25 protein-coding genes are annotated in these 23,052 nt (G+C 68.4%); 10 read left to right on the forward strand and 15 right to left on the reverse strand.

Going from position 1 to position 23,052, the window contains the following annotated elements:
- Positions 1–134: 134 nt before the first annotated feature.
- The 6 genes from LCL87_RS17860 to ctaD all read right to left on the reverse strand — a co-directional run bounded on the left by LCL87_RS17860 (position 135) and on the right by ctaD (position 6,655).
- A complete protein-coding gene (locus tag LCL87_RS17860) occupies positions 135–914 on the reverse strand; it encodes an enoyl-CoA hydratase-related protein (RefSeq protein ID WP_225022052.1) in 780 nt (259 codons plus the stop codon).
- Between the two features lie 9 nt (positions 915–923).
- A complete protein-coding gene (locus LCL87_RS17865; RefSeq protein ID WP_225022130.1) occupies positions 924–1,742 on the reverse strand; it encodes an NUDIX hydrolase in 819 nt (272 codons plus the stop codon).
- A 147-nt stretch (positions 1,743–1,889) separates the two neighbouring features.
- On the reverse strand, positions 1,890–2,720 hold the full coding sequence (locus LCL87_RS17870) for an ABC transporter ATP-binding protein (protein ID WP_225022054.1): 831 nt from the start codon (positions 2,718–2,720) through the stop codon (positions 1,890–1,892).
- A gap of 81 nt (positions 2,721–2,801) precedes the next feature.
- Positions 2,802–3,551: a peptidyl-tRNA hydrolase gene (locus LCL87_RS17875; protein ID WP_225022056.1), complete on the reverse strand. Its 750-nt coding sequence runs from the start codon at positions 3,549–3,551 to the stop codon at positions 2,802–2,804.
- Positions 3,548–4,774 (reverse strand): phosphoserine phosphatase SerB, encoded by a 1,227-nt coding sequence (gene serB / locus LCL87_RS17880; protein ID WP_225022058.1) that lies wholly within the window; start codon positions 4,772–4,774, stop codon positions 3,548–3,550. Before serB ends, LCL87_RS17875 begins: the two co-directional genes overlap by 4 nt.
- 144 nt (positions 4,775–4,918) lie before the next feature.
- Positions 4,919–6,655, reverse strand: coding sequence for an aa3-type cytochrome oxidase subunit I (ctaD, locus tag LCL87_RS17885; protein WP_225022060.1), 1,737 nt, complete (start codon positions 6,653–6,655; stop codon positions 4,919–4,921).
- Between the two features lie 366 nt (positions 6,656–7,021).
- Here ctaD and LCL87_RS17890 point away from each other — a divergent pair, with 366 nt between their 5' ends.
- Genes LCL87_RS17890 through LCL87_RS17900 form a run of 3 tightly spaced genes read left to right on the forward strand, consistent with a single transcriptional unit; the run spans position 7,022 to position 9,564 of the window.
- The gene (locus LCL87_RS17890) at positions 7,022–8,023 is read left to right on the forward strand and encodes an iron-siderophore ABC transporter substrate-binding protein (protein ID WP_225022062.1); all 1,002 of its coding nucleotides are present in this window, start codon (positions 7,022–7,024) and stop codon (positions 8,021–8,023) included.
- Positions 8,024–8,070: 47 nt separating this feature from the next.
- Positions 8,071–9,078, forward strand: a complete 1,008-nt coding sequence (locus tag LCL87_RS17895; protein WP_225022064.1) for an iron-siderophore ABC transporter substrate-binding protein — start codon at positions 8,071–8,073, stop codon at positions 9,076–9,078.
- A gap of 9 nt (positions 9,079–9,087) precedes the next feature.
- A complete protein-coding gene (locus LCL87_RS17900) occupies positions 9,088–9,564 on the forward strand; it encodes an NUDIX hydrolase (protein ID WP_225022071.1) in 477 nt (158 codons plus the stop codon).
- A 38-nt stretch (positions 9,565–9,602) separates the two neighbouring features.
- Here LCL87_RS17900 and LCL87_RS17905 read toward each other — a convergent pair whose 3' ends face one another.
- Positions 9,603–9,989 (reverse strand): VOC family protein, encoded by a 387-nt coding sequence (locus LCL87_RS17905; protein WP_225022074.1) that lies wholly within the window; start codon positions 9,987–9,989, stop codon positions 9,603–9,605.
- A 142-nt stretch (positions 9,990–10,131) separates the two neighbouring features.
- Between LCL87_RS17905 and LCL87_RS17910 the strand changes: the two genes are divergently transcribed.
- A complete protein-coding gene (locus LCL87_RS17910; protein WP_225022075.1) occupies positions 10,132–10,626 on the forward strand; it encodes a hypothetical protein in 495 nt (164 codons plus the stop codon).
- Between the two features lie 77 nt (positions 10,627–10,703).
- On the opposite strand, the gene nrdF is transcribed toward LCL87_RS17910, so the two are convergent.
- From nrdF to LCL87_RS17930, 4 genes are read right to left on the reverse strand one after another with little or no spacing between them, the layout of a single operon-like run.
- The gene (gene nrdF, locus LCL87_RS17915; RefSeq protein WP_225022077.1) at positions 10,704–11,711 is read right to left on the reverse strand and encodes a class 1b ribonucleoside-diphosphate reductase subunit beta; all 1,008 of its coding nucleotides are present in this window, start codon (positions 11,709–11,711) and stop codon (positions 10,704–10,706) included.
- A gap of 46 nt (positions 11,712–11,757) precedes the next feature.
- A complete protein-coding gene (nrdE, locus tag LCL87_RS17920; protein WP_225022079.1) occupies positions 11,758–13,944 on the reverse strand; it encodes a class 1b ribonucleoside-diphosphate reductase subunit alpha in 2,187 nt (728 codons plus the stop codon).
- The gene (nrdI, locus tag LCL87_RS17925; RefSeq protein ID WP_225022081.1) at positions 13,902–14,360 is read right to left on the reverse strand and encodes a class Ib ribonucleoside-diphosphate reductase assembly flavoprotein NrdI; all 459 of its coding nucleotides are present in this window, start codon (positions 14,358–14,360) and stop codon (positions 13,902–13,904) included. The genes nrdE and nrdI overlap by 43 nt, the downstream gene beginning before the upstream one ends.
- 54 nt (positions 14,361–14,414) lie before the next feature.
- Positions 14,415–14,648 carry a redoxin NrdH gene (locus LCL87_RS17930; protein ID WP_127914379.1) on the reverse strand — a complete coding sequence of 78 codons (234 nt, stop codon included), beginning with the start codon at positions 14,646–14,648 and terminating at the stop codon, positions 14,415–14,417.
- Between the two features lie 554 nt (positions 14,649–15,202).
- Between LCL87_RS17930 and LCL87_RS17935 the strand changes: the two genes are divergently transcribed.
- Both LCL87_RS17935 and LCL87_RS17940 read left to right on the forward strand, forming a co-directional pair.
- On the forward strand, positions 15,203–16,096 hold the full coding sequence (locus LCL87_RS17935; protein ID WP_225022083.1) for a siderophore-interacting protein: 894 nt from the start codon (positions 15,203–15,205) through the stop codon (positions 16,094–16,096).
- Positions 16,097–16,193: 97 nt separating this feature from the next.
- Positions 16,194–17,165 (forward strand): TIGR00341 family protein, encoded by a 972-nt coding sequence (locus LCL87_RS17940; protein ID WP_225022085.1) that lies wholly within the window; start codon positions 16,194–16,196, stop codon positions 17,163–17,165.
- 74 nt (positions 17,166–17,239) lie between these two features.
- On the opposite strand, the gene LCL87_RS17945 is transcribed toward LCL87_RS17940, so the two are convergent.
- Positions 17,240–17,803: an NAD(P)H-dependent oxidoreductase gene (locus tag LCL87_RS17945; protein WP_225022087.1), complete on the reverse strand. Its 564-nt coding sequence runs from the start codon at positions 17,801–17,803 to the stop codon at positions 17,240–17,242.
- Between the two features lie 101 nt (positions 17,804–17,904).
- On the opposite strand from LCL87_RS17945, the gene LCL87_RS17950 reads away from it, so the two are divergent.
- Together LCL87_RS17950 and LCL87_RS17955 are read left to right on the forward strand one after the other, a co-directional pair.
- On the forward strand, positions 17,905–18,519 hold the full coding sequence (locus tag LCL87_RS17950; RefSeq protein WP_225022089.1) for a TetR/AcrR family transcriptional regulator: 615 nt from the start codon (positions 17,905–17,907) through the stop codon (positions 18,517–18,519).
- Positions 18,520–18,528: 9 nt separating this feature from the next.
- Positions 18,529–19,350 (forward strand): META domain-containing protein, encoded by an 822-nt coding sequence (locus LCL87_RS17955; RefSeq protein ID WP_225022090.1) that lies wholly within the window; start codon positions 18,529–18,531, stop codon positions 19,348–19,350.
- Positions 19,351–19,379: 29 nt separating this feature from the next.
- On the opposite strand, the gene LCL87_RS17960 is transcribed toward LCL87_RS17955, so the two are convergent.
- The gene (locus tag LCL87_RS17960) at positions 19,380–19,934 is read right to left on the reverse strand and encodes a nucleosidase (RefSeq protein WP_225022092.1); all 555 of its coding nucleotides are present in this window, start codon (positions 19,932–19,934) and stop codon (positions 19,380–19,382) included.
- Positions 19,935–20,038: 104 nt separating this feature from the next.
- Between LCL87_RS17960 and nadE the strand changes: the two genes are divergently transcribed.
- On the forward strand, positions 20,039–20,884 hold the full coding sequence (gene nadE, locus LCL87_RS17965; RefSeq protein ID WP_225022100.1) for an NAD(+) synthase: 846 nt from the start codon (positions 20,039–20,041) through the stop codon (positions 20,882–20,884).
- Between the two features lie 36 nt (positions 20,885–20,920).
- Positions 20,921–21,688, forward strand: coding sequence for an NAD(P)H-binding protein (locus LCL87_RS17970; protein ID WP_225022102.1), 768 nt, complete (start codon positions 20,921–20,923; stop codon positions 21,686–21,688).
- 19 nt (positions 21,689–21,707) lie between these two features.
- On the opposite strand, the gene LCL87_RS17975 is transcribed toward LCL87_RS17970, so the two are convergent.
- Both LCL87_RS17975 and moaA read right to left on the reverse strand, forming a co-directional pair.
- Positions 21,708–21,968 (reverse strand): MoaD/ThiS family protein, encoded by a 261-nt coding sequence (locus tag LCL87_RS17975; protein ID WP_225022104.1) that lies wholly within the window; start codon positions 21,966–21,968, stop codon positions 21,708–21,710.
- Positions 21,961–23,037 carry a GTP 3',8-cyclase MoaA gene (gene moaA / locus LCL87_RS17980; RefSeq protein WP_225022106.1) on the reverse strand — a complete coding sequence of 359 codons (1,077 nt, stop codon included), beginning with the start codon at positions 23,035–23,037 and terminating at the stop codon, positions 21,961–21,963. Before moaA ends, LCL87_RS17975 begins: the two co-directional genes overlap by 8 nt.
- Positions 23,038–23,052: the final 15 nt, after the last annotated feature.

Below are 23,052 nucleotides of genomic sequence, written 5' to 3' on the forward strand. Positions count from 1 at the left end.
GGGGACTGGCGCGGTTCAGCAAGCCGGAAGACCGGCAGCGGCTCGTCGACGTGGGGATCACCCCGGTGAAGGGCGATGTCGGCAGCGGTGGGGACCACGACAAGTGCGCAAAACGCGAGAGGTGGGGTGTGCGGCTACTTGCCGGTGAACTTCGCCTTGCCGGGGCCGTTCTCGACGAACGACTCCATGCCGATGGTGCGGTCGGCGGTCGCGAACAGCGACGCGAACAGGTGCTGCTCGATCTTCAGGCCGGTCGACAGGTCGGTGTCGAGGCCCTGGTCGATCGCGGCCTTCGCGGCGGCGATCGCCCGGCTCGCGGCACCGGTGAACTGCGACGCCCACTTGCGCGCGGCGTTGTAGACCTCGTCCGGCGCGACCATCTCGTCGATCAGGCCGATCTGCAGGGCCTCCTCGGCGCCGACGAAGCGACCCGTGAAGACCATGTCCTTGGCCTTGGCCGGGCCCACCAGGCGGGCCAGGCGCTGCGTGCCGCCACCGCCGGGGATGATGCCCAGCAGGATCTCCGGCACCCCGAGCTTGACGTTGTCGCCGGCGATGCGACGATCGGCGCCGAGCGCGACCTCGAGGCCGCCGCCGAGCGCGTAGCCCGTGATCGCGGCAACCGTCGGCTTCGGGATGTCGGCGATCGCGCCGAGGGCCGACTGCAGGTCGGCGATGATCTCGCTCATCTGGACGAAGTCGAGCTCCGCCATCTCCTTGATGTCGGCGCCCGCGGCGAAAACCTTCTCGCCGCCGTAGACGATGACAGCCTTGACCTCGGGGTCGACGGTCGCCTGACGCGCCGCCGCCCGGATCTCTTCCTGCACCTGACGGTTCAGAGCGTTCATCGGGGGACGCGCCAGACGGATCGTGCCGATACCTTCGGAAACCTCGAGGGTCACAAACTCAGCCATGTGACCAACTTACTTGTCGGTACCCCAGGGCAACGCTCCGGTGTCGTAGTAGCCCTCGTCACCCGGGAACGAGACGCGCGGATTGCCGTCCACGAAACTCAGCTCCGGCAGAACCGGCGAGATCTGCTGCTCGGCAGCGAGAATCGCATCCACCCCGTCGAATTCACCCAACGTCGCGAGCTGACGCCACGTCGGCGGCAGCAGGACGCTGCGACGCTCACGCCAGTCGTCGACGGCCGCGGCCGGGGTGCGCCACGCGACCGCGGCGGCCTCGGACGTCTCCCCGTCGGCGTTCTGCCCCTCGGGCAGCACCGCGACGAAGAATCGGGTGTCGTAGCGGCGTCCCTCCTGGATCGGAGTGATCCAGTTGGCCCACGGGCGCAGCAGATCCGTGCGCAGCACCAGGTTCTCGCGCGCGAGGAAATCCGCGAACGACAACTCCCGCGACTCGAGCTGACGACGGGCCTCGGCGTACCCGGCCGTGTCGGCGACGACTGTGTCCTCGGTCGGTCCGGCGAGCAGCACGCCGCACTCCTCGAACGTCTCCCGCACGGCCGCGCACACCAGTGCCTTCGCGCGGGCCTCATCGACGCCGAAACGCTCCGCCCACCACGACAACGCGGGACCGGCCCAGCGGACGTCCGCGGTGCCGTCGGACGGATCGACGCCGCCGCCGGGGAACACCGTCATACCGCCGGCGAACGCCATGCCCGCCACCCGCCGCAGCAGGAAGACCTCGACGCCGTCGTCACCGTCGCGCACGAGCATGACGGTGGAGGCGTCCTTGGGCTCGGGGGCGGTCGCCGCGGTCTGTGCCGCATCGAACATTCCGGCCTGCTGAGGGGCACCGGCGGTGGGTGCGTCCGACTCTCGAGAAGTTCCCATACCGGGAACTTACGCCCCGAGTGACGGACGCCTCACCACCAGTCCCACCGGGCACGTCGGCCGCGCGTGTCGCGGGCGACGCGGACCGGATCAGGCCCGGTGCAGCCCGGGATGCCGTGTCCGACGGGCGAAGTAGCGGCCGTCGACGCGGTCGAGGGTGATCGACTGGCTGAACGCCTCGCTGAGGTTCTCGGCCGTGATGACGTCGTCGAGCAGGCCCTGCGACACGACGCGGCCCTCCGAGAGGAGCATCGCGTGCGTGAAGCCCGGCGGGATCTCCTCGACGTGGTGCGTGATCAGCACGGTCGCCGGCGAATCCGGATCGGCCGCCAGATCACCGAGACGCGCGACGAGTTCCTCACGGCCGCCGAGATCGAGTCCCGCCGCGGGCTCGTCGAGCAGCAGCAGTTCCGGATCGGTCATCAGCGCCCGCGCGATGAGCACCCGCTTGCGCTCGCCCTCCGACAGCGTGCCGTACACGCGGTTGGCGAGGTGCTCGGCGCCCAGGCTCTCGAGCATCTCGACGGCGCGCTCGGTGTCCATGTTCTCGTAGCGCTCGCGCCAGCGACCGAGCACCGAGTAGCCCGCCGACACCACCAGGTCGCTCACGATCTCGTCCGCCGGGACGCGGTGCGCGAGCGCCGACGACGACAGCCCGATGCGGGGGCGCAGTTCGGTGATGTCGACCTTGCCGAACGTCTCGCCGAACAGGCGAGCGACGCCGGCCGTCGGGTGGATCTCGGCGGCGGCCATGCGCAGCAGCGAGGTCTTGCCCGCCCCGTTGGGGCCGAGCACGACCCACTTCTCGTCCAGCTCCACTTTCCAGGAGACCGGGCCGACGAGGGTCGCTCCGCCACGGCGAATCAGGACGTCTTCGAAATCGATGAGGAGATCAAGATCTGGTTCCGACACAACGACCATCTTCGCGTACTGCCCATCCGGCGGTCCGACTGGACCGGACCTGCGTGTCGGCGGGCCGACCCGTCCCGGCAACCGGACGAATCAGGGAATCGGCGCGATGACCGTCATCGAACCAGGCGCGACCTCGGTGAACCCGGCGTCGCGCACCGCCACCGCTGCTCCCCCGGCGACGTCGTCACACAACTGCGCCCACTGCCGCGGGTCGGCGTCGCGCACCGCACAGCGGTAGCCGTCCGCAGCCCACTGCCGGACCCGGTCCACCGGCATCGCGCCGGCCAGGATCATCGATGCGTGCCCCACCTGCGCGGCGGCCTTGCCGACGCTCATGCCGAGCGACGTGTTCACCCACAGTGTCGGGACGCCGTCCGGGACGGGCCCGGGCTCGTCGTGTTCGAGGTCCGTGCCACCGATCTGGAGCTTGCGGATCCGTGGATCGAGGGCGCCGACCCGTCCGGGCACCAGCGCCCGGGCCTGCGCACCGCCGACCTCGACGGTCACGCCGTCGACGTCCTGCGCCGCGAGCCACTGCGCGCCCCGGGCCCGACGCGCCACCTTCCGGATGCGTGCGTCGGCCCATTCCAGGAACGCGTCCTGCCACGGGCCGGGCTCGCCGTCGGCGCCCGGCCCGACACGGTCGTCGAGGCACAGCGCGACGACGGCGGACGCCGCCGCGGCCAGCAGGTCGCTGCGGGCGGGCGGATCGACCTTGGGGATGTGCAGGACCATCGGCATCGCGAGGACCTGCGCCGGATCCTCCGGGTCCGGACGGCTGCCGTACCCGGCGGCGAGGACGCCGTGCCGAGCCGCGAACCCGTCCCCGGTGAGGGTCATGCGATCGGCACGCGCCGCACGACGCCGTCGACCGCGTCGGCGGCCTCGACCTCGTCACGGGTGACACCGAGCACGAACAGCACGGCGTCGAGGAACGGGTGCGACAGCGCGGTGTCGGCGACCTCGCGCAGCGCGGGCTTCGCGTTGAACGCCACGCCCAGTCCGGCGGCATTGAGCATGTCGATGTCGTTGGCGCCGTCACCGACCGCGACGGTCTGCTCCATCGGAACACCCACCTCGGCGGCGAACTTGCGCAGCGCGACGGCCTTCGCGGCGCGGTCGACGATGTCGCCGACGACGCGTCCGGTGAGCTTGCCGTCGACGATCTCGAGGGTGTTGGCCTGGACGAAGTCGAGTTCGAGTTCGTGCGCGAGACCCTCGATCACCTGACGGAACCCGCCCGACACGACGCCGCAGTGGTAGCCGAGGCGACGCAGCGTGCGGATCGTGGTGCGCGCGCCCGGGGTGAGCTGCAGGTCGGCGGCGACGTCGTCGATGACCGACGCATCGAGACCGGCCAACGTCGCGACCCGCTGGTGCAACGACTCGGTGAAGTCGATCTCGCCGCGCATCGCGGCCTCGGTGACCGCCCGGACCTCGTCCTCGACGCCGGCGCGCGCCGCGAGCATCTCGATGACCTCGCCCTGCACGAGTGTCGAGTCGACGTCGAACACGATGAGCCGCTTGGCGCGCCGCGCGAGACCGGCGTGCTCGACGGCGACGTCGACGTTCTCGCCGACCGCGACCTCGGCGAGCCCGGTACGCAGTTGCTTGTCCGCCTCCGCACCGGTGCTGGACGCGGTGACCATGAGCTCGAGGCCGGTCACCGGGTAGTCGGCGACGCCGCGGATCGAGTCGATGTTCGCGCCCTGCCGGGCCAGCTCACGCGACAGCGAGCGGAACGCCCGCGCGCTGACCGGGCTGCCCAGCACCACGACGGCGTGCGTGGACACCTGCTGGCGACCGGCCGGGTCGGCGCCGATCTCGACGTCGACATTCATGCCGACGGTGTCCATCGCCTCTTCGAGCTCCTCCTGGAGCGCCTCCGGGTCGGAGGGACACGCGACCAGCACGCCGAGCGTGAGGCGGCCCCGGATCACGACCTGTTCGACGTCGAGCAGGCTCACGTCGTGACGCGACAGCGCCGCGAAGAGCACCGACGTCACGCCGGGCCTGTCCGGACCAGTAACCGTCACCAGAACCGTGGCGTCTGACGCACCCACCGAGAGAACTCCGTTCGTTTGGGCTCGAACAACTCGAAAATGAAATGTCGCCCCCCATTCTGCCAAGTCAGCGCGGGGGCAACGGAAAGGCCCCGCCCGAGATACGGGCGGGGCCTTCCGGTAGTGCAGGGACCTTCCGGTCCGCTAGGACTTGCTGTCCTCCAGGACCGCGGTGGAGTGCTTGCCGCCGTGTCCGATGCCGACATGAGCCTCGTCGCGCATGCGCTCGACCATGTGCGGGTAGTGCAGCTCGAACGCCGGACGCTCCGAACGGATGCGGGGCAGTTCGGTGAAGTTGTGGCGCGGCGGCGGGCAGGAGGTGGCCCACTCGAGCGAGTTGCCGTAACCCCACGGGTCGTCGACCTTGACGACCTCGCCGTAGCGGTAGCTCTTGAAGACGTTCCACAGGAACGGCAGCGTCGAGGCACCGAGGATGAACGAGCCGATCGTGGAGATCGTGTTCAGCGTGGTGAAGCCGTCGGTGGGCAGGTAGTCCGCGTAGCGACGCGGCATGCCTTCGGCACCGAGCCAGTGCTGCACCAGGAAGGTGGCGTGGAAGCCGACGAACGTGGTCCAGAAGTGCCACTTGCCGAGGCGCTCGTCCATCATGCGGCCGGTCATCTTCGGGAACCAGAAGTAGATACCCGCGTAGGTGGCGAACACGATGGTGCCGAAGAGCACGTAGTGGAAGTGCGCGATCACGAAGTACGAGTCCGTGACGTGGAAGTCGATCGGCGGGCTCGCGAGCAGGACGCCCGACAGGCCACCGAAGAGGAAGGTGACGAGGAAGCCGACCGAGAACAGCATCGGCGACTCGAACGTCAATTGGCCCTTCCACATCGTTCCGATCCAGTTGAAGAACTTCACACCGGTCGGGACCGCGATGAGGAACGTCATGAAGGAGAAGAACGGCAGCAGCACGGCGCCGGTCGCGTACATGTGGTGCGCCCACACGGCGATCGACAGGGCGGCGATGGCCATCGTGGCGTACACCAGGCCGCTGTAGCCGAAGATCGGCTTACGCGAGAAGACCGGGAAGATCTCCGAGACGATGCCGAAGAACGGCAGCGCGATGATGTAGACCTCGGGGTGACCGAAGAACCAGAACAGGTGCTGCCAGAGCAGGACGCCACCGGTTGCCGGGTCGAAGATGTGGCCACCGAGGTGACGGTCGACGAACAGGCCCATGAACGCAGCGGTCAGCAGCGGGAACGCCAGCAGGATGAGGATGCTGGTGATCAGGATGTTCCAGGTGAAGATCGGCATCCGGAACATGGTCATGCCCGGTGCACGCAGGCAGACGATGGTGGTGATGAAGTTGACGCCACCGAGGATGGTGCCGAGGCCCGCGACGGCGAGGCCCAGGACCCAGAGGTCGGCGCCGACGCCCGGCGAGTGCAGTGCGCTCGTCAGCGGGGTGTACGCCGTCCAACCGAAGTCGGCAGCACCACCCGGGGTGATGAAGCCGGCGGTGGTGATGATGGCGCCGAACAGGTACAGCCAGTAGCTGAAGGCGTTCAGACGCGGGAACGCCACGTCGGGCGCGCCGATCTGCAGCGGAACGATGTAGTTGGCGAAGCCGAACACGACCGGGGTCGCGTACAGCAGCAGCATGATCGTGCCGTGCATCGTGAACAGCTGGTTGAACTGCTCGTTCGAGAGGAACTGCAGACCCGGGATCGCGAGCTCGGTACGCATCAGCAGCGCCATGAGGCCACCGATGAGGAAGAACGCGAAAGAGGTGACGAGGTACATGATCCCGAGCACCTTGGGATCAGTCGTCGTCACCATCTTGTAAATGAACGAGCCCTTGGGTCCCTGCCGCGGCGGGTAAGGCCTCGCTGCTATCTCCGGGACTGGCTGGGGCGCTACGGCAGTCACTGATCCTCCTGAATGTGCCCTTGGTCGCTCCGCAGGCCGCGCTCTGAGCGCCTACCCCGGACTGGCGGAATCGGCGTTCGCTGGCTTGCGCTCATCGAATCGTAGACGGTGCTTTCGGGCACCGCGGACCGGGTCCTACTCCCTGTCGTACTCGGGCCTTACGGCCTTTGGGCCTCGAGGCCGCGAACAGGGCTTTAGTCCCCGATCGGACCTCTCGGCCACCGCGCCGCGGCGTGTCGGCACGGTGCAGGGCCCGTCAACGGGGAGCACCCGGCTGTCGAGAGCAACGACACATCCATGCTATTAAGGTTTTCCTTACCTAACCACCTCGGTTCGACCGTTCTGCCCCCATTGGAGTTCCATCTCGTGTACACACTGACTCGACGCCGCACGCTCGGTTCCCTCGCTGCATTGGGAGTTGCCGTGAGCATCGCCCTCACCGGCTGCTCCTCCACCGAGAGCACCGCCGATACAACGGCCACCGAGTCCACGGGGTTCCCGCGGACCGTCGAACACTTCCGGGGTGTGGCGAACATCGACGCCGAGCCTCAGCGCATCGTCACCCTCGACAACAGCTACGCCGACGCCGTCCTCCTGCTCGAGTCGCCGCTCGTCGGCTTCGTCGACTACCGCGAGCAGGGTCTGCCCGACTATCTCGGCGACGCCCGCGACCGGTTCGCTGCCGACGCCGTGTCGGTCGGCAAGGTGCAGAACGTGAGCCTCGAGAAGGTCGCCCAGCTCGAGCCGGACCTGATCCTGTCGGCCGAGGTGCGGGACGGAAAGAACTACGAGGCGCTGTCCGCGCTGGCGCCGACGGTCTTCTCCCAGTCGACCGGCCCGACGTGGAAGGACAACATCCGACTCGTCGCGAAGGCCCTCGGCAAGGAGGACCTGGCCGAACAGAAGATCGGCGACTACGAGTCCCGTGCCAAGGCGATCGGCGACGAGATCAACGCCAAGGCGAACAACCCGAAGGTGTCCGTCGTGCGGTTCGCCGGCGAGCCGACCGCCCGCCTCTACCGGACGACGTCGTTCAGCGGCATCGTCCTCGCCGACGCCGGACTCGCCCGCCCGGACAGCCAGCAGGCGGACCCCGCGGACGCCGGCAGCATCATGAACTCGATCAGCCCCGAGCGACTCAACGACGCCGAGGCCGACGTCATCTTCGTCGCGACGTACGAGGATCCCGAGGGCAAGTCGATCAAGGCCGCCGAGGCCTTCCGCCAGAACCCGCTGTGGGGAACTCTGAAGGGCCGCATCGTCGAGGTGGACGACGCGATGTGGATGACGCCCGTCAGCATCCAGGGCGCGCACAAGATCCTCGACGACCTCGCCGAGGCCTTCGGGGTGGACCCGCACAACGGCTAACCTGAGTCGGCCCGCACGCCGCGCTCGCCGAACAGGAAGTCGTCGCATTGTCCAGTTCTCAGCCCGCAAGACCTGTCCGCCGGACCGCTGTCGCCGCGCTCGCGACTGTGGCGCTCGTGGGACTCGCCGGCTGCGGTAGCGGGACGGAAGACGACGCGAGCACCATCGTGCGGACCACGACCAAGATCGCCGGTGCCGGTGTCGTGAACGTCGAACGCGACACCGGCGCCGCGTGCGCCGACCCCTCCCCCGCCGACCCGGGTGCCGCGGACCCGCAGCGCATCATCGTTCTCGACAGCGCCGCGCTGGACGCGGTGTGCGCGCTGGGCCTGTGGGGGCGGGTCGTGGGCGCGGCCACTCCCGAGGGCACCGACCGGCTGCCGTCGTACATGGGTCCCGGCGTTGCGGCGCTGCCCGGCATCGGCCCCACCGGAGCTCCCGACGTCGACCTCGTCGCGAAGTCCGCCCCCGATCTGATCCTCGGGTCCGCACCCGCCGACCCGGGGCTGGCCGATCAGCTCCGTGCGGTGGCACCGACGGAGTTCGTCGGCGCGGACCCCGTCTTCTGGAAGGACCGGTTCCTGGCGACCGGCGAGGCGCTGGGACGCTCCGGCGCAGCCCGGCAGGCCCTCGACGCCTACACCGCGGACGCGGCGCGGATCGGAACCGAACTCGGCGCCCGGCAGACGCAGGCGTCGGTGGTGCGGTTCGGCGCGGATTCGGTCGCGATCATGGGGCCGGGCAGCTTCTCGGGTCAGGTCCTCGCCGACGCCGGCGTCCAGCGGCCGCCCTATCAGCGGATCGAGGTGGCGTCGAAGGACATCGAGGATCTCGGTGACGCCGAGGGCGACGTGATCTACGTCAGTTTCGACGGTCCCGAAGGTCTCGACCACGGCAAGTCCGTGATGGATTCCGACGACTGGTACGCGCTCGGCGCCGTCCCGGACAAGCGTGTCTTCGCCGTCGACGACGACATCTGGAACGCCGGCAACGGCATCGTCGCCGCGCGGGCCGTCCTCGCCGATCTGCAGCCGAGCCTCAACGGCTACGCCTAGGAGTTCACCGTGCCGGTACCGGAATTCGTTGCGGCACTCCGCGAACACGTGGGACATGCCCCACTGTGGTTGCCCGGGGTGAGCGCCGTCGTGTTCGACGACACCGGACGTCTGCTGTTGACCCAGCGCGCCGACAACGGGAAGTGGGCCGTGGTCTCGGGCATCCTCGAACCCGGTGAGGAACCCGGTCCGGCGGCGCTGCGCGAGATCCGCGAGGAGACCGGCATCGACGCCGAACTGGTCCGGGTGAGCAGCATCGACACCGCGGGGCCGATCACGTACCCCAACGGCGACGTCGCCAGCTACCTCGACGTGTGCTTCCTTGCGCGCGCGGTGGCGGGCGAGGCGCACGTCGCCGACGACGAGAACCTGGACGTGCGCTGGTTCTCCCCCGACGCGCTGCCGGCGGATCTCACCGAGTCGTCGCAGCGGCGAATCGCGGCCGCCCTGCGCGACGACGAGCGCGCCTGGTTCGCTCGCGACTGACCCGGCTCGACGCGGAACCGACTCCGCGCGGCACCGGCTCAGCCCTGTGCGGTCTCCCACAGACCCATGACGTTGCCCTCCGGATCGCGGAAGTACGCGGCGAATCCCATTGTGCCGACAGGCTGTTTCGCCGCGACGGTAGATCCGCCCAGCGCCTCGATCTTCGCCAGCGCGGCATCGATGTCGGCGACGTCGACGGTGATCACCGGGCCCCGTGACGTCTCGGCAGACCGCTGCAGCATGCCGCCGCCGATGTAGCCGGGTTCGGCCGGCATCCCGGATTCCTCGACAGGCCCGGTGGACACACCGGTGTAATCGAGTTCCGGCATCTCGGTGACGTTCCACCCGAACGCCTGCCGGTAGAAGTTGCGGGCCCGATCTCCGTCGTCGAACGGGACCTCGAAGTGCACTACTCGACCGGTCATCGCCGTCTCCTCGATCGTCGTCGGGTGTGGTCGTCGGTCTACGCTCTCGACAGTAGGCGCGGCCCGTCCCACACCACAACGGTTCGCCCGGAAACCCGCCCGCACCATTGCCTTTCGAGTGGCGATCCGTCACCCTTCTCCGGTGACCACATCAGGGTTCGACGCGACCACTCCCCTGAGCACGATTCCGGCGCCGCTTACCGACAAGCACGGCGACTCGGACGATCCGCGCTATCCGTCGCCGCGGCAGGTGCGGCAGGTGCTCGCGTTCGTCGTCGACTGGGTCCTGCACGCCGCGGTGGGCCTGGTCGCGATGACCGTCTGCCTGGACATCCCGGCAATCGGGGACTGGGCCGCGCTCGCGCTGCCGATCGGGTGGATCGCCGCGTCACTCGCGGATCGCGTGGTGCTGCAGCGGATCGTCCACGCGACCATCGGCAAGGCACTGTTCGGCCTGTGCGTGATCCGCCCGTCCGACGGCGCGTGGCCGACCCTCGGCTATCTGCTCAAGTGGTGGCGACTCGGGGCGCTCGACGTCGTCGCGACCTTCTCGGACAGCCCGTGGCTCGGCAACTACGACAACTCGCCGGCCGTCGTCCGGCGCCGGGACGTCGTTGCCCTCCACTCCTCGCCCTGAAACGCCGATGGCCGAATGTCACACCGGTTCAGTTGAACTGAACCCGTGTGACATTCGGCCACGGAAGTGGGGTGGAACTAGAAGTCCCAGTCGTCGTCCTCGGTGTTGACGGCCTTGCCGATGACGTAGCTCGAACCCGAGCCCGAGAAGAAGTCGTGGTTCTCGTCCGCGTTCGGCGACAGGGCCGAGAGGATCGCCGGGTTGACGTCCGTCTCGTCCTTCGGGAACAGGCCCTCGTAGCCGAGGTTCATCAGCGCCTTGTTGGCGTTGTAACGCAGGAACTTCTTGACGTCCTCGGTGAGCCCGACCTCGTCGTACAGGTCCTGCGTGTACTCGACCTCGTTGTCGTACAGCTCGAACAGCAGCTCGAACGTGTAGTTCTTGAGCTCCTCGCGCTCGGCCTGGCCGAGCTGCTCGAGTCCACGCTGGTACTTGTAGCCGATGTAGTAGCCGTGCACGGCCTCGTCACGGATGATGAGGCGGATCACGTCGGCCGTGTTGGTGAGCTTGGCCCGCGACGCCCAGTACATCGGCAGGTAGAAGCCCGAGTAGAACAGGAACGACTCGAGCAGCGTCGAGGCGACCTTGCGCTTGAGCGGGTCGTCACCCTTGTAGTAGTCGAGGACGATCTTCGCCTTGCGCTGCAGGTTCGGGTTCTCCTCCGACCAGCGGAACGCGTCGTCGATCTCACGCGTGGTGCACAGCGTCGAGAAGATCTGCGAGTAGCTCTTCGCGTGCACGGACTCCATGAACGCGATGTTGGTGAGCACCGCCTCCTCGTGCGGGGTGACCGCATCCGGGATGAGGCTCACGGCGCCGACGGTGCCCTGGATGGTATCCAGCAGCGTCAGGCCGGTGAACACGCGCATCGTGAGCTGCTGCTCGTTCGGCGTGAGGGTGGCCCAGGACTGGATGTCGTTGGACACCGGCACCTTCTCCGGCAGCCAGAAGTTGCCGGTGAGACGGTCCCACACCTCCGAGTCCTTCTCGTCGGGGACGCGGTTCCAGTTGATCGCCGAGACGCGGTCGATCAGCTTGATGCGCGTGCCGTCGGCCGGCGAATGCACGTTGGGAGCGGAGGTCATCGTTCTTCCCTCTTCGAGTTTCGTTGCGGGGTTTCGAGATTGGCGATCACAACATGCACGAGACGCAACCCTCCACCTCGGTCCCCTCGAGCGCCATCTGACGCAGGCGGATGTAGTACAGCGTCTTGATGCCCTTGCGCCACGCGTAGATCTGCGCGCGGTTGACGTCGCGCGTGGTGGCGGTGTCCTTGAAGAACAGCGTCAGCGACAGGCCCTGGTCCACGTGCTGCGTGGCGGCGGCGTAGGTGTCGATGATCTTCTCGTACCCGATCTCGTACGCATCCTGGTAGTACTCCAGGTTGTCGTTCGTCAGGTAGGGCGCCGGGTAGTAGACGCGGCCGATCTTGCCTTCCTTGCGGATCTCGATCTTCGCGGCCACCGGGTGGATCGAGCTGGTGGAGTTGTTGATGTACGAGATCGATCCGGTCGGCGGGACGGCCTGCAGGTTCTGGTTGTAGATGCCGTACTGCTGCACCGACGCCTTGAGCTCGCGCCAGTCGTCCTGCGTGGGGATTTGCACGCCGGCGTCGGCGAACAGCTGACGCACCCGCTCCGTCTTCGGCTCCCACACCTGGTCGGTGTACTTGTCGAAGTACTTGCCCGACGCGTACTCGGACTGCGGGAAGCCCTTGAAGTGGGTGCCGCGCTCCTTCGCGATCAGGTTCGACGCCCGGACCGCGTGGTACACGACCGAGTAGAAGTAGATGTTCGTGAAGTCGATGCCCTCTTCGGAGCCGTAGAAGATCCGCTCGCGCGCGAGGTAGCCGTGCAGGTTCATCTGCCCCAGGCCGATCGCGTGAGAGTCGTTGTTGCCCTGCTCGATCGACGGCACCGAGTAGATGTGCGTCTGATCCGAGACGGCGGTGAGCGCGCGGATCGACGTCTCGATGGTCTTCGCGAAGTCCGGCGAGTCCATCGTCAGCGCAATGTTGAGCGAGCCGAGGTTGCACGAAATGTCCTTGCCGACATGGCTGTAGGACAGGTCGTCGTTGAACGTCGACGGCGTCGAGACCTGCAGGATCTCCGAGCACAGGTTCGAGTGCGTGATCTTGCCCTCGATCGGGTTCGCCCGGTTCACCGTGTCCTCGAACATGATGTACGGGTAGCCCGACTCGAACTGCAGCTCGGCGAGGGTCTGGAAGAACTCGCGCGCCTTGATCTTCGACTTGCGGATCCGCTTGTCGTCGACCATCTCGTGGTACTTCTCGCTGACGTTGATGTCGGCGAACGGAACCCCGTAGATGCGCTCGACGTCGTACGGCGAGAACAGGTACATGTCCTCGTTCTTCTTCGCGAGCTCGAACGTGATGTCCGGGATCACGACGCCCAGCGACAGCGTCTTGATGCGGATCTTCTCGTCCGCGTTCTCACGCTTGGTGTCGAGGAAGCGGTAGATGTCCGGGTGGTGCGCGTGCAGGTACACCGCGCCGGCACCCTGACGGGCACCGAGCTGGTTGGCGTACGAGAACGAGTCCTCGAGCAGCTTCATGATCGGGATGACGCCGGAGCTCTGGTTCTCGATCTTCTTGATCGGGGCGCCGTGCTCACGAACGTTGCTGAGCAGCAAGGCAACTCCGCCGCCGCGCTTGGACAGCTGCAGGGCCGAGTTGATCGAACGGCCGATCGACTCCATGTTGTCCTCGATGCGCAGCAGGAAGCACGACACGGGCTCGCCGCGCTGCTTCTTGCCGGAGTTGAGGAACGTCGGGGTGGCCGGCTGGAACCGTCCGGCGATGATCTCGTCGACCAGCTCGGTCGCGAGCGTCTCGTCGCCCGCGGCGAGGGTGAGCGCCACCATGCACACACGGTCCTCGAAACGCTCGAGGTAACGCTTACCGTCGAACGTCTTGAGGGTGTACGAGGTGTAGTACTTGAAGGCACCGAGGAACGTCGGGAAGCGGAACTTCTTCGCGTAGGCCCGGTCGATCAGCGACTTGACGAAGTTGCGGGTGTACTGGTCGAGAACCTCACGCTCGTAGTAGTTCTCCTTGACCAGGTAGTCGAGCTTCTCGTCCTGGTTGTGGAAGAAGACCGTGTTCTGGTTGACGTGCTGCAGGAAGTACTGGTTGGCAGCCTCACGGTCCTTGTCGAACTGGATCTCGCCGCCCGGACCGTACAGGTTCAGCATCGCGTTGAGCGCGTGGTAGTCCAACTCGCCCGCCGACGCGTCGGGTTGTGCCGCAGCGCGCTCTACACTCCCAGCCGGGGCTGAATCTGTGATGGTCGGTGCCACTGTTCACTCTCCATGAATTGTGCGAGGCCCTCGCGCACGGCGACGACGTCCTCGGCTGTTCCCATTAGTTCGAAGCGGTACAGGTACGGGACCCGGCACTTCTGTGAAATCACGTTCCCGGCGTAGCAGTAAGACTCGCCGAAGTTCGTGTTGCCGGCAGCAATCACCCCTCGGATGAGGTAGCGATTGTGCTTGTTGTTGAGGAATCGGATGACCTGCTTGGGCACGTAGCTCGTGTCGCGCCCCGTCGCTGTCGTCCCGCCTCCATAGGTGGGGAGGATCAAAACGTACGGTTCGTCGACCTCGAACGTGCCTTCGCGGTCATGCAATGGAATGCGCGTAGCGGGGACACCGAGCCGTTCGACGAATCGGTGTGTGTTCTCCGACGCGCTGGAGAAGTACACCAGCGAAGCCATCGGCGTTCACCATTTCACTCGAGTGGATCGTCCCCGCAGCACTGCCGCGACGGCTCAGGCAGCGTTTGCGGTGAGATCCTTGATGCGGTCCGGACGGAAGCCCGACCAGTGGTCGTCACCGGCCACCACGACGGGGGCCTGGAGGTATCCGAGGGCCATCACGTAGTCGCGAGCCTCAGGGTTCTCGGAGATGTCGACGATGTCGTATTCCAGACCGGCCTTGTCGAGGGCACGGTAGGTGGCATTGCACTGAACGCAGGCGGGCTTGGTGTAGACGGTGATGCTCATGATGGGTCCCTCTTTCCACGGCCTGGCGAGCTCTGGTTGTGCACTCTGCTGCCGAGGATGAGGCCTACTTCGCGCCCGGGATCTGATTAGTTCCCGTTGTGCCCTCTCGGCTGTGTAGACACTACACCTAGTGGCCGACAGAAACGCATAACCCGAGATCTTGTGAGTGACACGCTTGATATTCGCAGGTCGGCCCCTTCCGGCGCAGCTCGCCGACACCCTCCCCGGCGTGTCGCGCGTCACATTTCCCGAGGCGGGACGGGGTGAGTTCGATCACGCCGATCCGCCCGGGTCGCCGACGCGCGTAACCCGCGCCACACAAGCACTCCGGCAGGGGTCGGCGACACCCACCGGCACACTCCCGGCGCGGGCCGGGCAGGCCACCGATCTTCTCCCGAGGGGCCCGCGCGCGACACGCCGGAGGCGACACGCCGACACCTCTCCCGCCGCCCCCATCGACCGCTCGCGACGACCCGGATCGCACCGTTAACTGGCCGATAGCCATCAGTCGCGGAGTGCCCCGCGAACCGGCACCCTGTGCCAGGGTGAGAGCCGTGCCCGACAACCCGAGTCCGTACTTCTTCGCACCCGTGACGAACGTCGTTCGCGTCACCCCCAACATGCAGCGGATCACCCTGCGCGGCGGCGACCTGCGGCACTTCACCTCCAGCGGCGACCCGGACGAGCGCCTCCTGGTGGTCTTCCCCGACGACGGCGAGGATGCTCCCCCGCTCCCGACGCGGATCGGGTCCGTCCTCGACTACCCGTCCGAGGGCCCCCGTCCGGAAATGCGGAGTTACACGGTGCGGAGGTGGGACCCGTCCGCGTTCGAGATGGACATCGACTTCGCCGTCCACGACGGCGGCGCCGCCGTCCGGTGGGCGCTGCAGGCCCGGCCGGGGCAGACGCTGGGCGTCACCGCCGCGTCCGGCTGGTACCGACCGCCCTCCGACACCGTGTGGCAACTACTGCTCGCGGACATGACGGCGCTGCCCGCGGTGGGCCGGATCGTCGAAGGCCTGTCCCCGGGCACCCGGGTACACGTCGTCGCGGAGGTCACCACGCCCGGCGACGAGCAGCGGTTCGAGACCGCCGGCGACGTGACGTACACGTGGCTGCACGGCACCGGAAACGGCGTCGCACCCAGCGCTCTCGCAGCACGCGCCAGGCAGTGGCCCCTCCCGGACGGCCCCGGCTACGTGTGGTTCGCGGGTGAAGCCGGGCTGTCGCGCGAGGTGCGCCGGTGGGTGCGCCACGACCTCGGCTGGCCCACCGAGCGCTACGACGTCATCGGCTACTGGCGCGCCGACAAGGAGGCGTGGACCGCGCGCTACGAGCGGGTACGCGAGCGGATCGAGTCCGCTCAGCTGGCAGCCCTGGAATCGGGCGGGGACTTCGACTCGGTCCGCGACGCCGTCGACGCGGCGATGGACGACGCCGGGCTCTGACACGGCCGCGTCCGGCCGCGTCCCGCGAGATCCGGTGATCTCTGCACACGGACGGCACTAGCGTGAGCACACCGTCGACCCGGAGGTGTGCGCGTCCATGCAGGTGTTGGTGCCCGACAGTCAGCGTCGCACGCCCGAGGAACTGCACGACCGCCTCGATCTGGCCGAGGGCGACGCATCCGCGAAGCGGTCGGCGTTCTGGGTCATGCTGCTGCTGTCGGGAGTGATCGCGGCCGCAGGCGTGATCGGCGACTCGACGGCCACCGTGATCGGCGCGATGATCGTCGCTCCGCTGTCGACGCCAATCCTGGGCATCGGCCTGGGCATCACGACCGGACGGGCCGCCCTGATCGGCCGCAGCCTCGCGTACGTCGCCGTGGGCATGGCGCTCGTGATCGCGCTGGGATTCGTGTTCGCCCAGTTACTGCCGGACCCCACCAACGTCCTGTCGAACTCGCAGGTGGTCGGCCGGACGTCGCCGACGCTGATGGACCTGACGGCTGCGATCGCGACGGGACTGGTCGGCGCGATCGCCGTCTGCCGCCGCGACGTCGGTGACGTGTTGCCCGGCGTGGCGATCGCGATCTCCCTGGTTCCGCCGCTCGCCGTCGTGGGCGTGTGCCTCGGCTCGGGCGCCCCGGACCTGGCGCTGGGCGCAGGGGTGCTGTTCGCGTCGAACGTCGTCGCGATGATCATCACGTCGACGGTGGTGTTCGTCACGACCGGGTATGCCGTGGGTGCGTCGGGGACCGCGAACCATCGCGGTCGCGCCTACCTCGTCCTGGCGGCGGCCCTCGTCGTCGTGGCCGTGCCGATGGTCGTCAACTCGCTGTCGTCGCTGTGGGCGCGGCAGATAGCGACGGCGACGGCGCAGTGGCTGGGTGGCAGTCCCGGCGCCGAGGTCACGGACGTCACCCTGCACGGCCGGACCGCAACGGTCGTGGTGCTCGGGCCCGGCGAGCTCCCGCCGGTCGACGATCTGCAGAGGACCGTCGACGACCTGATCCCGTTGTCGCCGGAGATCGTGATCGTGCACACCGTCGGCGAGCGGATCACGCCGACGGAGTGAGGCACTACCCGTGAAACGCCGAATGTCACATGCGTTCAGTCGAACTGGACGCATGTGACATTCGGCCACAAGAACTACGCGCTGACGAGAGCCTTGGAAGCCTCGACCAGAGCGGCGACGACGCCACCGACCTGCTCTGCGACCTCGGCGTTCTCACGCGGGTGCAGCTCGCCGAACTTCTGGATGGTGCCACCGATGGACAGCTCGGCCTCGAGGACGTTGCCGCCGGCGACGCCGAGCGCCTTGCGGGCGTCGTCGTGCGCCCACTTCGCGGCGTTCGGGCTCGGGGAGGCGCTGATCACGGCGACCGGCTTGTCCTTGACGGCACCGGCACCGTAGGGGCGCGAGAGCCAGTCGATGGCGTTCTTCAGGACGGCGGGAACGGTGCCGTTGTACTCCGGGGTGACCAGGAGCAGGGCGTCGGCCTGAGCGGCGGCGGCGCGCAGCTCGTCGACACCGGCGATCGAGGCGCCCGGGACGTCGACGTCCTCGTTGTAGAAGGGCAGATCTCCGAGGCCCTCGAAGATCGTGACCTCGACGCCCTCGGGGGCGACGGCGGCGGCGGTCTCGGCGACCTGACGGTTGACGGAGCCGGCGCGGAGGCTGCCGACGAGGGAGAGAACGCGGGTCTCAGACATGACTGGTGTTTCCTTCGGTGCGATGGTTGACGCTGCAACAGGTATAGCAGCACAAACGGACCGTGGTCCACTTATGTTCCCGCTGGGCTACGATACGTCACGTGAACAGCCCACTCCTTCCGCTGGTGGACGCCGAGATCCCCGAGCGATGTGACGCTGCCCGCAATCGGAAACTGCTCCTCGATGCGGCGGCGGACCTCGTCGCGGAGCGCGGCGTGGACGCCGTGACGATGGAGGCCGTCGCGGCGAAGGCCGGCGTCGGCAAGGGCACGGTCTTCCGCCGGTTCGGCAGCCGCTCCGGACTGATGAACGCACTGCTCGACCACACCGAGCGCGAACTGCAGCACGCATTCATGTTCGGTCCGGCACCGCTCGGGCCCGACGCTCCCCCACTGCACCGGCTGATCGCCTTCGGCCGCGCCCGCCTGGACATGGTGACCGTGCAGGGCGATGTGCTGCGCGCCGCCGAGGGCTCCCCCGAGTTCCGCTACTCGGGACCGGCCCGCGCGGTGAGCCTGCGCCACGTCGTCACGCTGCTGGGCGACGCGGGCGTCGACGGCGACGTGGAACTGCTCGCCGTCGCCCTGCTCGCCACACTCGAGGCCGGCCTCGTGCTGCATCAGATCCGGGTCCTCGGAATACCGCCCGAACGCCTCGCGAACAACTGGGAAGACCTGGCGCGCCGAATCACCCGAATCGGACCCGACGTCACCTAGGGTGTGGCCATGCGCACGCAGACCGTCCTCCTCGCTCTCCTGGCCACCGCGACCCTGAGCGCGTGCAGCGACAACGCCGACGGCGACACCACCACACCGTCCTCCACCACCCCCTCCGCATCCGCGGCGTCGTCACCCGCCGACGCACTGTGGGGCCGGACGTTCGTGTCGACCGAGGTGACGGGGCCGGCGATTCCCGGCGGCGGACCGCTCGAGGTGGCCTTCCCGGAGCGGGACGGCATCGCGATGAGCGCGGGCTGCAACCGTGGCGTGACCAGCGTCGAACTCACGGGCGGCACCGTGAAGACCGGCGCGATCGCGACGACGATGATGGCCTGCCCCGGCGACGTCGGCGGCGCGGACAAGTGGATGACCGATCTGTTCACTGCGCAGCCGACCTGGGCACTGAACAACGACGTCCTCACACTGACGACCCCCGACACCACCGTCACCCTCGCCGACAAGAAGACTGCGGACCCCGACCGCCCGGTCGTCGGCACCACATGGGTGGTCGACACACTCATCACCCCGCAGGCCATCAGCACGTCGGCCGCGCTCGAGGCGTCGGCGCCGACCCTGACGATCGACGACAAGGGCCAGGCCACCGGCTCCACCGGATGCAACCGCTTCAACGGCCCGGCAACGATCGACGGCGACACGATCACGTTCGGTGAGCTGGCGACGACGATGATGGCCTGCCCCGACGACGTCGCGGAGGTGGAACGCTCGGTCCTGCACGTCCTCGACGGCCAGGTCACCTACCAGCTCGACGGCGCCACGATGCGACTGATGAAGGCCGACGGCACGGGTCTGGGCCTACGCGCCCAGTGACCGGCCGCTGACCGGCCGCCGCCGGTCCGCTACAGCGCGTCGCGCAGCCACCCGGCGAGGACGCGGGCGCTCGCGTCCACCTGTGCCGGCCAGTCCATCGCGGAGTCGTCGGCGTGATCGCTCACGTGCTTGACGAGCCGGCAGCGGGCGCCGATCCGCTCGCACGCGAACGCGATCGCGAACCCCTCCATGTCGACCAGGTCGGCGCGGGCCGCGAGCGCGTCGCGGACAGCGGCGTCGGAGACGAAGGTGTCGCCGGTCGCCAGGACCGACCCGTCACCGTCGGCGAGGTCGATCGCGTCCCGGACGGGATGCCCCAGTGAGCGCAGCACCTCGGCGCTGATGTCGTGGTTGAGCACCGCCGACGGCACGTAGAGGCCGGAGTGGTGGCCGTGCAGCGCGCCGGCCGTGCCGATGTTGACGACGAGGGGCAGCGCGTCCGGCGCGTACCCGGCGAGGGCCTGCGTGACGGCGACCGCGGCCGCGACCTTGCCGATTCCGGTGACGACGACGTCGATGCCGTCGGGCACGTGGGCCGCTTCCTCCCGCGTGGCGCTCACCACGAGGATGCCGGTGCTGCTCATCAAGGTCTCCCGAGTTCCGTGACGCCGCCGATGGCGTCGGGCCACATCCTGCCGTGCCGGTTCGCGGTGCTGCGTACCCGACCCGTGCTCGCTACAGTTCTGCCATGGCAATTTCGCGTGCACGGATCATCGCGGAACTCGGTGTGGAACCGACGATCGATCCCGCTGCCCAGGTCCGCAGTCGGGTGCAGTTCATCAAGGACTACCTGCGCTCCACCCCGGCGAAGGGCTTCGTCCTCGGGATCAGCGGCGGGCAGGACAGCACGCTGGCCGGACGCCTGACGCAGCTGGCGACCGAGGAACTGCGCGCCGAGGGCCACGCCGCCGAGTTCGTCGCGGTCCGGTTGCCGTACGGGACGCAGTTCGACGAGGAGGACGCGCAGGTCGCGTTGAAGTTCATCGCGCCGGATCGGTCGCTGACAGTCAACGTCAAGCCCGGCGCGGATGCGACCGGGGGCGAGGCGTCGGAGGCGATGCGCGAGATCCTCGGCGACGGCGGTCGGCTTCGAGACTTCGTGCGCGGCAACATCAAAGCGCGCGAACGGATGATGATCCAGTACGCGATTGCGGGCGAGCTCGGCTACCTCGTGGTCGGCACCGACCACGCCGCGGAGGCCCTCACCGGTTTCTTCACCAAGTTCGGCGACGGCGGCGTGGACCTCACCCCGCTGACCGGGCTCACCAAGCGCCAGGGCGCGGCACTGCTGCAGGAACTGGGAGCCCCCGACTCCACGTGGCGGAAGGTGCCCACGGCCGATCTCGAGGACGACCGGCCGTCGCTTCCGGACGAGATGGCGCTCGGCGTCACCTACCACCAGATCGACGACTTCCTCGAGGGCAAGGACGTCGCCCCCGACGTCGCGGCCAAGCTCGAGCGGATGTATCGGAACACCCGCCACAAGCGCACGGTCCCGGTGACCCCGCTCGACACGTGGTGGCGCGAGGACTGACGAGGACCGACACCCGAGAACCGGAGGGGACCGATCGTGACGACGTATCTGGTGGCGGGCGGTACGGGGGTCGCGGGTCGGTCGGTAGTGGCCGAGCTGGTGCGCCGCGGGGAGACCGTGCGGGTGCTGAGCCGCCGCGGCGCGGCGCTGGGCGCCGGCGTCGAGCACGCCCCAGGCGACCTGATCACGGGTGACGGACTCGCGGACGCTCTCGGCGGCGTCGACGTCGTGATCGATACGACCGACGGCAAGACCCGCAGTACCCGCGCGGTGTTCACGACCGGCGCAGAGAATCTGCTGTCGGCGGCACGCGCGGCCGGCGTCTCCCGTGCGGTGCTGCTGTCGATCGTGAACGTGGACCGCGGGACGTTCGGCTACTACCGGGCCAAGACCGAGCAGGAGCACCGGTACGCCGAGTCGCCGCTGCCGACGCAGGTGGTGCGGGCCACGCAGTTCCACGAGTTCGTCCCGATGCTCTGCGCACCGGCGTCGAAGCTGGGCCTGATCCCGGCGTTCACCGGCACCCGTTTCCAGTCGATCGACACCTCGGACGTCGCGCGGGCCCTGGTCGACGCCGGGCAGCGGGAGTCGGTGACGGCCGATCCGGTGGTCGTCGCGGGGCCGCAGGTCCTCACGATGCGCGAGATGGCGGAGGCGTGGAAGGCGGCTACCGGGGCCCGCGGGCGGGTGACGAACCTGCCGATGCCCGGCGCGATGGGCACGTTCTGGCGAGAGGGCCGGAACCTGGTTCCCGACAATCACTTCGGGACCGTCACGTTCGATCAGTGGCTGGCCGCCCAGTAACGGCGGTCAGTAGCGGCGGTCAGCCGCCCGCGAACGGCGGCAGCACGTCCACCTGTGCCCCGACCGCGCTGGTCGGGTCGCGGGTGAGTTCCGAGTCGACCAGGAACGCGGCGACCCCGAGGATCTTCGCCATCCGCTCCCCGTAGCGCTCGGCGAGCGTCTCCTGCAGGTGCGTCAGATCGGCACCGGCGGGCAGCGTCAGCGCCTCCTCGGTCCGGCCCGCGGCCTCCGCGGCGGCCGCGAAGTACCGAACCTGCACCGTCTCGAGGGTCTCAGCCACCGATCGCTCCCATGCTGCGTTGCGGCGGAACGAAACCCGCCGCGTTGATGCCGTGCCCGGCCCACTTGTCCCACATCGCGGCCCGCCACAGTTGCGCGAGATCCTCGTCGTCGGCACCGGATCGCAGCGCATCGCGCAGGTCCACCTCGCGGTCGCTGAACAGGCACGACCGGACGGTCCCCTCGGCGGTGAGCCGGGTGCGGTCGCAGTCCTCGCAGAACGAGCGGGTGACCGATGCGATGATCCCGACCGTGGCCGGGCCACCGTTCACGAGCCACTCCTCGGCGGGAGCGGACGGGTCGTCGCGGCCGATCTCCCGGAGATCGAACCGCTCGCCGAGCACACTCAGCAGCGTCTGCGCGTCCACCATGTTCTCCCGCGCCCACTCGTGGTCGGCGTCGAGCGGCATCTGCTCGATGAACCGCAGCGCGCATCCCGAGTCCAGGCACCACTGCAGGAGTTCGACTGCGCCGCTGAGGGTTTCCTTCATCAGCACCGCGTTGATCTTGAGGAGCGCGAGTCCGGCTTCCTGCGCACCGCGGATGCCCGCGAGCACCGAGTCGAGGCGGTCGCGGCGGGTGAGTTCGGCGAAGTGCGCGCGGTCGACGGTGTCGAGCGAGACGTTGATCCGGGACAGTCCGGCACGGGCGAGCGCGTCGGCCCGGTGCTCGAGGCCCACCGCATTGGTCGTCATCGACAACGGAACACCGGGGACACGCTCGGTGCAACCTTCGACGATGGCCTCGAGGTCACGGCGCATGAGCGGTTCGCCGCCGGTGAACCGAACCTCCCGTACGCCCAGCCGGTGCACCGCGATGCCGACCAGCCGGACGATCTCGTCGGCGGTGAGCAGCCGAGCGGACGGGATGGCGGGCAGACCCTCGGCGGGCATGCAGTACGTGCACCGCAGCGAACACTTCTCGGTGATCGACACCCGCAGGTCGCGGGCGGTCCGACCGAACGTGTCGATCAGCTCGGGCACGTCGGGACGTCCGGTCGTCGACGGTGCGGTGCGCACGGTAGGGATGCCGACGTCGATCGCCGTCCCGGTCCGTGTCGCGGCTGTCATGCCACCAGTATGCCG

The organism is Prescottella equi (assembly GCF_020171745.1).
Classification (GTDB): Bacteria; Actinomycetota; Actinomycetes; order Mycobacteriales; family Mycobacteriaceae; genus Prescottella; species Prescottella equi_A.

What these genes read in the sequence shown, in the direction of transcription:
- LCL87_RS17860 (WP_225022052.1), bottom strand. Translation starts at nt 914, where the DNA reads ATGGCTGAGTTTGTGACCCTCGAGGTTTCCGAAGGTATCGGCACGATC.
- LCL87_RS17865 (WP_225022130.1), bottom strand. Translation starts at nt 1,742, where the DNA reads ATGTTCGATGCGGCACAGACCGCGGCGACCGCCCCCGAGCCCAAGGAC.
- LCL87_RS17870 (WP_225022054.1), bottom strand. Translation starts at nt 2,720, where the DNA reads ATGGTCGTTGTGTCGGAACCAGATCTTGATCTCCTCATCGATTTCGAA.
- LCL87_RS17875 (WP_225022056.1), bottom strand. Translation starts at nt 3,551, where the DNA reads ATGACCCTCACCGGGGACGGGTTCGCGGCTCGGCACGGCGTCCTCGCC.
- LCL87_RS17905 (WP_225022074.1), bottom strand. Translation starts at nt 9,989, where the DNA reads ATGACCGGTCGAGTAGTGCACTTCGAGGTCCCGTTCGACGACGGAGAT.
- nrdF (WP_225022077.1), bottom strand. Translation starts at nt 11,711, where the DNA reads ATGACCTCCGCTCCCAACGTGCATTCGCCGGCCGACGGCACGCGCATC.
- nrdI (WP_225022081.1), bottom strand. Translation starts at nt 14,360, where the DNA reads ATGGCTTCGCTGGTGTACTTCTCCAGCGCGTCGGAGAACACACACCGA.
- LCL87_RS17930 (WP_127914379.1), bottom strand. Translation starts at nt 14,648, where the DNA reads ATGAGCATCACCGTCTACACCAAGCCCGCCTGCGTTCAGTGCAATGCC.
- LCL87_RS17940 (WP_225022085.1), top strand. Translation starts at nt 16,194, where the DNA reads ATGCAGGTGTTGGTGCCCGACAGTCAGCGTCGCACGCCCGAGGAACTG.
- LCL87_RS17945 (WP_225022087.1), bottom strand. Translation starts at nt 17,803, where the DNA reads ATGTCTGAGACCCGCGTTCTCTCCCTCGTCGGCAGCCTCCGCGCCGGC.
- LCL87_RS17955 (WP_225022090.1), top strand. Translation starts at nt 18,529, where the DNA reads ATGCGCACGCAGACCGTCCTCCTCGCTCTCCTGGCCACCGCGACCCTG.
- LCL87_RS17960 (WP_225022092.1), bottom strand. Translation starts at nt 19,934, where the DNA reads ATGAGCAGCACCGGCATCCTCGTGGTGAGCGCCACGCGGGAGGAAGCG.
- nadE (WP_225022100.1), top strand. Translation starts at nt 20,039, where the DNA reads ATGGCAATTTCGCGTGCACGGATCATCGCGGAACTCGGTGTGGAACCG.
- moaA (WP_225022106.1), bottom strand. Translation starts at nt 23,037, where the DNA reads ATGACAGCCGCGACACGGACCGGGACGGCGATCGACGTCGGCATCCCT.